The sequence below is a fragment of the Synechococcus sp. GFB01 genome (assembly GCF_001039265.1).
Lineage (GTDB): Bacteria > Cyanobacteriota > Cyanobacteriia > PCC-6307 > Cyanobiaceae > NIES-981.
The window spans coordinates 1-4,873 of sequence record NZ_LFEK01000095.1 but is presented as its reverse complement, the minus strand read 5'-3'; the positions used below and the strand labels follow the sequence as shown (position 1 = coordinate 4,873).

3 protein-coding genes and 2 pseudogenes are annotated in these 4,873 nt (G+C 67.5%); all 5 read right to left on the bottom strand.

The window, feature by feature from the left end:
- Nucleotides 1–716 (bottom strand): annotated as a pseudogene (locus SYNGFB01_RS09765) (metal ABC transporter permease); the annotation flags it as partial.
- 40 nt (nt 717–756) lie between these two features.
- Nucleotides 757–1,473: pseudogene (locus SYNGFB01_RS13340) on the bottom strand (metal ABC transporter ATP-binding protein); the annotation flags it as partial.
- Nucleotides 1,470–2,399: a metal ABC transporter substrate-binding protein gene (locus tag SYNGFB01_RS09760; RefSeq protein WP_053068419.1), complete on the bottom strand. Its 930-nt coding sequence runs from the start codon at nt 2,397–2,399 to the stop codon at nt 1,470–1,472. The pseudogene SYNGFB01_RS13340 and the gene SYNGFB01_RS09760, both read right to left, overlap by 4 nt.
- Before the next feature lie 171 nt (nt 2,400–2,570).
- Nucleotides 2,571–3,647 carry a photosystem II q(b) protein gene (gene psbA / locus SYNGFB01_RS09755; protein ID WP_048017873.1) on the bottom strand — a complete coding sequence of 359 codons (1,077 nt, stop codon included), beginning with the start codon at nt 3,645–3,647 and terminating at the stop codon, nt 2,571–2,573.
- Between the two features lie 128 nt (nt 3,648–3,775).
- The coding region (locus SYNGFB01_RS09750) for a YcjF family protein (RefSeq protein ID WP_053068432.1) at nt 3,776–4,873 on the bottom strand (1,098 nt) is incomplete at its 5' end.

The following is a 4,873-nucleotide window of genomic DNA, read 5'->3' as shown; positions in this document are numbered from 1 at the left end:
GGTGATGCCCAGCACGCTGGAGAGCACGCTGGCTGGCGATGGCCAGCAGAGTCATGGCGGTCGAAGCGGTCGGTGAGCCAGATAGGCGGTGGCCCCCCGGGGTCACCAGCATCGCCCACCACCAGGATGATGCCCACGGTCTGCAGACCGACCACCGCCGCCAGGGAAAGGGCCGAGAGCAGGGTGTAGTGCAGCAGGCCGGTGTTGATGCCGATCGAGCGGGCGTGGGTGGGATCGAAGCAGAACAGCAGCAGGTCGCGCCGCAGCACCAGCAGCACGACCACCACCAGAAGCGAGATCAGCAGCGTCTGGCGGATGTCGTCACCGGAGATGCCGAGCACGTTGCCGAACAAGATGTGGGTGAGGTCGATGTTGCTGCGCACCTTCGAGACCAGCACCAGGCCCAGGGCGAAGAATCCCGTGAACACCAGGCCGATCACGGTGTCTTCCTTGATGCGCGACTTCTGCTTCACAAAGCCGATCAGGGCCACCGAGCCCACACCGAACACGAAGGCTCCCAGCGAGAAGGGCAGCCCCAGGGCGTAGGCCAGCACCACGCCGGGCATCACCGCGTGGCTCACGGCATCGCCCATCAGAGCCCAGCCCTTGAGGGTCATGTAGCAGGAGAGCAGGCCGCAGACGCTGCCCACCAGGGCGCTGACCAGCAGCGCGCGCACCATGAAGTCGTGGCTCAGGGGTTCCAGAAGCAGATTCATGGCTCGCTCTCGATGGAGGTGGCTGGAGCACTGAGCAGCTCGGGGGCAGACCGCCGAAGGTGAGGGCCAGGTTCTCGGGGGTGAACACCTCGGAGGTCTCGCCGTAGGCCAGCACGGTCTTGTTGATCAGCACCACCAGATCGCAGAAGTCGCGCACGTGGCTGAGGTCGTGGGTGGAGATCAGGATGGTGCGGCCCTCCTGGCGGAACTGCAGGAACAGCTCGGCCATCAGCTTCTCGGTGCGCACGTCGACGCCGTTGAAGGGCTCATCGAGCAGCAGCACCGAAGCCCGCTGAGCGATGGCGCGGGCGATGAAGGTGCGCTTGCGCTGGCCCCCGGAGAGGGCGCCGATGGGACGGTCGCGCAGATCGAGCAGATCGACCCGCTGCAGGGCCTCACGCACGGCCAGACGATCGGAAGCCCGCGGCAGCCGCAGCAGATTCATCGAGCCGTAGCGCCCCATCATCACCACCTCCCACACGGAGATCGGAAAGCTGCTGTCGATCCCCTCGTTCTGGGGCACATAGGCCACCGCCTGATCCCGCTGGGCCCGCAGCACCGGCACGCCGTTGATCCGGATTCGCCCGCGCGAGGGCCGCACGAAGCCCGTGAGCGCCTTGAACAGGGTGGATTTGCCCGCCCCGTTCATGCCCACCAGGCCGCAGATGCATCCGGCCGGCAGGCTCAGCGTGGCGTCGTGGAGGGCGACCACCCCGTTGTAGTCAACGCAGAGCTGGTCGACTTCGATGCGGTTCACCGGCTCTCACCTGCGGGGCCCAGGCCCCGCACGATCAGGCTCACGTTGTGGCGCTGCAGAGCAAGCAAGCTGGGGGCAGGGCCGGAGGGTCCCGAGAGAGAGTCCACGAAGAACGTACCGCCGTAGCGACTGCCGGCCGCCCGGGCGACCTCCAGCTGGGACTTGTTGCTCACGGTGCTCTCGCAGAACACCGCCGGTACCTGCCGCTGCTTCACGGTGTCGATCAGGCGGGCCATCCGGCGAGGGGTGACCTGGGATTCGGCGTTCACCTGCCACAGATAGGCCTCCTCCAGCCCGTAGTCACGCGCCAGGTAGGAAAAGGCCCCCTCGCAGCTCACCAGCAGCCTCTGCCGCGGCGGCACAGCCTCCAGGGCAGTGCGCAGCTCGGCATCCAGCTGGCCGAGCTGGCGCTTGTAGGCCTCGCCGTTGGCCCTGTAGGTGGCTGAGCCAGCGGGATCGAGTTCGGCGAAAGCGTCAACCAGCCGATCCACATACCGCTGGGCGCGGCGCGGCGACATCCAGGCGTGCGGATTGGGCTTGCCGGCATAGGCATCCCCCTCGATCAGCAGGGGGGTGATGCCATCGGCGAGGGTGACGGTCGGCACGTCACCGACAGAGCGGACGAAGCGCTCGGCCCAGCGCTCGAGCCCCAGGCCGTTCTCCACGATCAGATCGGCACCCTGGGCCGCCTCGATGTCGCTGGGGGTGGGTTCATAGCCATGGATCTCGGCCCCCAGGCGGGTGATCGAGCGCACCTCCAGGCGATCGCCCGCCACGTTGCGGGCCATGTCGGCCAGCACCGTGAAGGTGGTGAGCACCAGGGGGCGTGCGGCCGTGGGCCCCGCCCGCGGACGCCGATCAGGGCTGCAGCCGATCAGCAGGGCCAGCAGCAGGGGGGAGAGGAGTCGACGCCACGCGGAGGGCAAGACATCACGCAGGGGCAGCGGAAATCCTATGGAGCCGACTGCAGCCACGCTGACCCGGCAGTCGATCGGCGGCCATGGAAAAGCCCCCGCCAGGGCGGGGGCTCGATGCAGGAGAGCTCCCGGGCTCTCGGTCTTCGGCAGGCCGTTCGGCCTCAGCCGGGCTGATGGGCCTCAGCCAATCGAGGGGGCGGTCAGAGCTACGGGGGTGGCTTCGACAGCCGCCAGGTCGAGCGGGAAGTTGTGAGCGTTGCGCTCGTGCATCACTTCCATGCCCAGGTTGGCGCGGTTCAGCACGTCTGCCCAGGTGTTGATCACCTTGCCCTGGGAATCCAGGATCGACTGGTTGAAGTTGAAGCCGTTCAGGTTGAACGCCATGGTGCTGATGCCCATGGAGGTGAACCAGATGCCCACCACCGGCCAGGCAGCCAAGAAGAAGTGCAGGCTGCGGCTGTTGTTGAAGCTGGCGTACTGGAAGATCAGGCGACCGAAGTAACCGTGGGCAGCCACGATGTTGTAGGTCTCTTCCTCTTGGCCGAACTTGTAGCCGTAGTTCTGGCTCTCGGTTTCGGTGGTCTCACGCACCAGCGAGCTGGTGACCAGCGAGCCGTGCATGGCGGAGAACAGGCTGCCGCCGAACACACCGGCCACACCCAGCATATGGAAGGGGTGCATCAGGATGTTGTGCTCAGCCTGGAACACCAGCATGAAGTTGAAGGTGCCGCTGATGCCGAGGGGCATGCCGTCGGAGAAGGAGCCTTGACCGAAGGGATAGATCAGGAACACGGCGAAGGCGGCCGAGAGCGGAGCGCTGTAGGCCACGCAGATCCAGGGGCGCATGCCGAGCCGGTAGGAGAGCTCCCACTGGCGACCCATGTAGNCGGAGATGCCGATCAGGAAGTGGAAGACCACCAGCTGGTAAGGACCGCCGTTGTACAGCCACTCGTCGAGGCTGGCGGCTTCCCAGATGGGATAGAAGTGCAGACCGATGGCGTTGCTGGAAGGCACAACAGCGCCGGAGATGATGTTGTTGCCGTAGATGAACGAGCCGGCAACGGGCTCACGGATGCCGTCGATGTCGACGGGAGGAGCGGCGATGAAGGCCACGATGAAGCAGATCGTGGCGGCCAGCAGACAGGGAATCATCAGCACCCCGAACCAACCCACATAGATGCGGTTGTTGGTGGAGGTGACCCACTGGCAGAAGGACTCCCAGCTGGTGGAACGGCCGCTGCGAAGAGCAGTGGTCATGGAAGAAGAGAACGGGTGGACGAGATCCGAAGGGAAATCTCTTTCCAATCGGACATCAGTAGAAAGCTAGGCCGACCCGCAGGAGGCGAAGCATTTCGCAACGGATCGTCAAGGAAGCAGCGACTTGCTCAACAGTCCGTTACACGGGAGCGCTCGATGGCGTTGCATCGGATCCCGACAGCCACTGCCGCCCCTGTTGCAGAAAGGCACCCCAGTCGAGCTTCTCCGCCTCGGCGGCGGCGGCCACCACCAGCGGGGCCTCCCGCTTGATGCGCTCCAGATCCGGCTCGCCACCCCGCCGAACGGGCCAGCAGATCCGCCATGGCACGCCCCACCACCCGGGTGAGATAGGCGGCGCTGAGCGCCTGCACGGCACTGCCCACCAGCCAGGTGGCGCCATGCCAGCGGGCCAATCCCGCCAGGGCCTGGCTGCTCCAGTCGACCACTCCGAAAGCCAGGGCCGCGCGGGCGAGCTCCGCAGCGGCAGCCTGAAGCTGTTCGGCGCTCCAGGGGCAGTCCCAGAGCCTGGCCATCTCGCGCAGCATCAGACCATTGGCCACCGCCACCACCAGCAGATCCAGGCTCAGCACCGGGGAGGCCACCACGCCGCCGGCCACCAGCCACTGGGTGCGCTGCTGAAGCCGCTGGAAGGCGCGCCGGCGCAGGATCTCGAGCTCGGCCTGCCAGCGACCATGCAGGCTGCTGAGCGCCCGCAGCTGCCCGGCCTGCCGCAGTCCGGACCCCTCGCGGCTGAGCTGATCCGCCAGAGGTGCCAGACAGGCCGCCAGGCTGGCGGCCTCGCCATCCCAGAGCAGCGGCGGACAGCTCGGCGAACCCGCCAGCAGGTCGCTCAGCTCCTGGCGCACCAGGGCGGGATCGTGGCTCTCGGCCCCCTGGATCAGCAGCCAGGTGGGCAGACCCTCGGGAACGGCCTGCAGCCAACGCAGATCGGCGGCCGAGAGGGGCCAGCGCAGGTGATAGAGGAGCAGCTCGCTGCCGGCGAACAGCCGCGGCCAGTCGCGCCGGGGATCCCAGCCGGGCAGGGGCTGGCCCCAGTGCAGCCGCAGGGGCCAGCGGTTGCGCAGGGCCGCCGCCAGCGGCTCCTGCAGCGTGGGTGGCGGCAGTTCCCGGCCCACCAGGGCCAGCGCCAGGCCGGGCCGCTGCAGCTGCTGCTGCACCGCAGCGAGCTCGCCGCTGCGCCGGGCGGCCGCAGCCGATGCATCCGG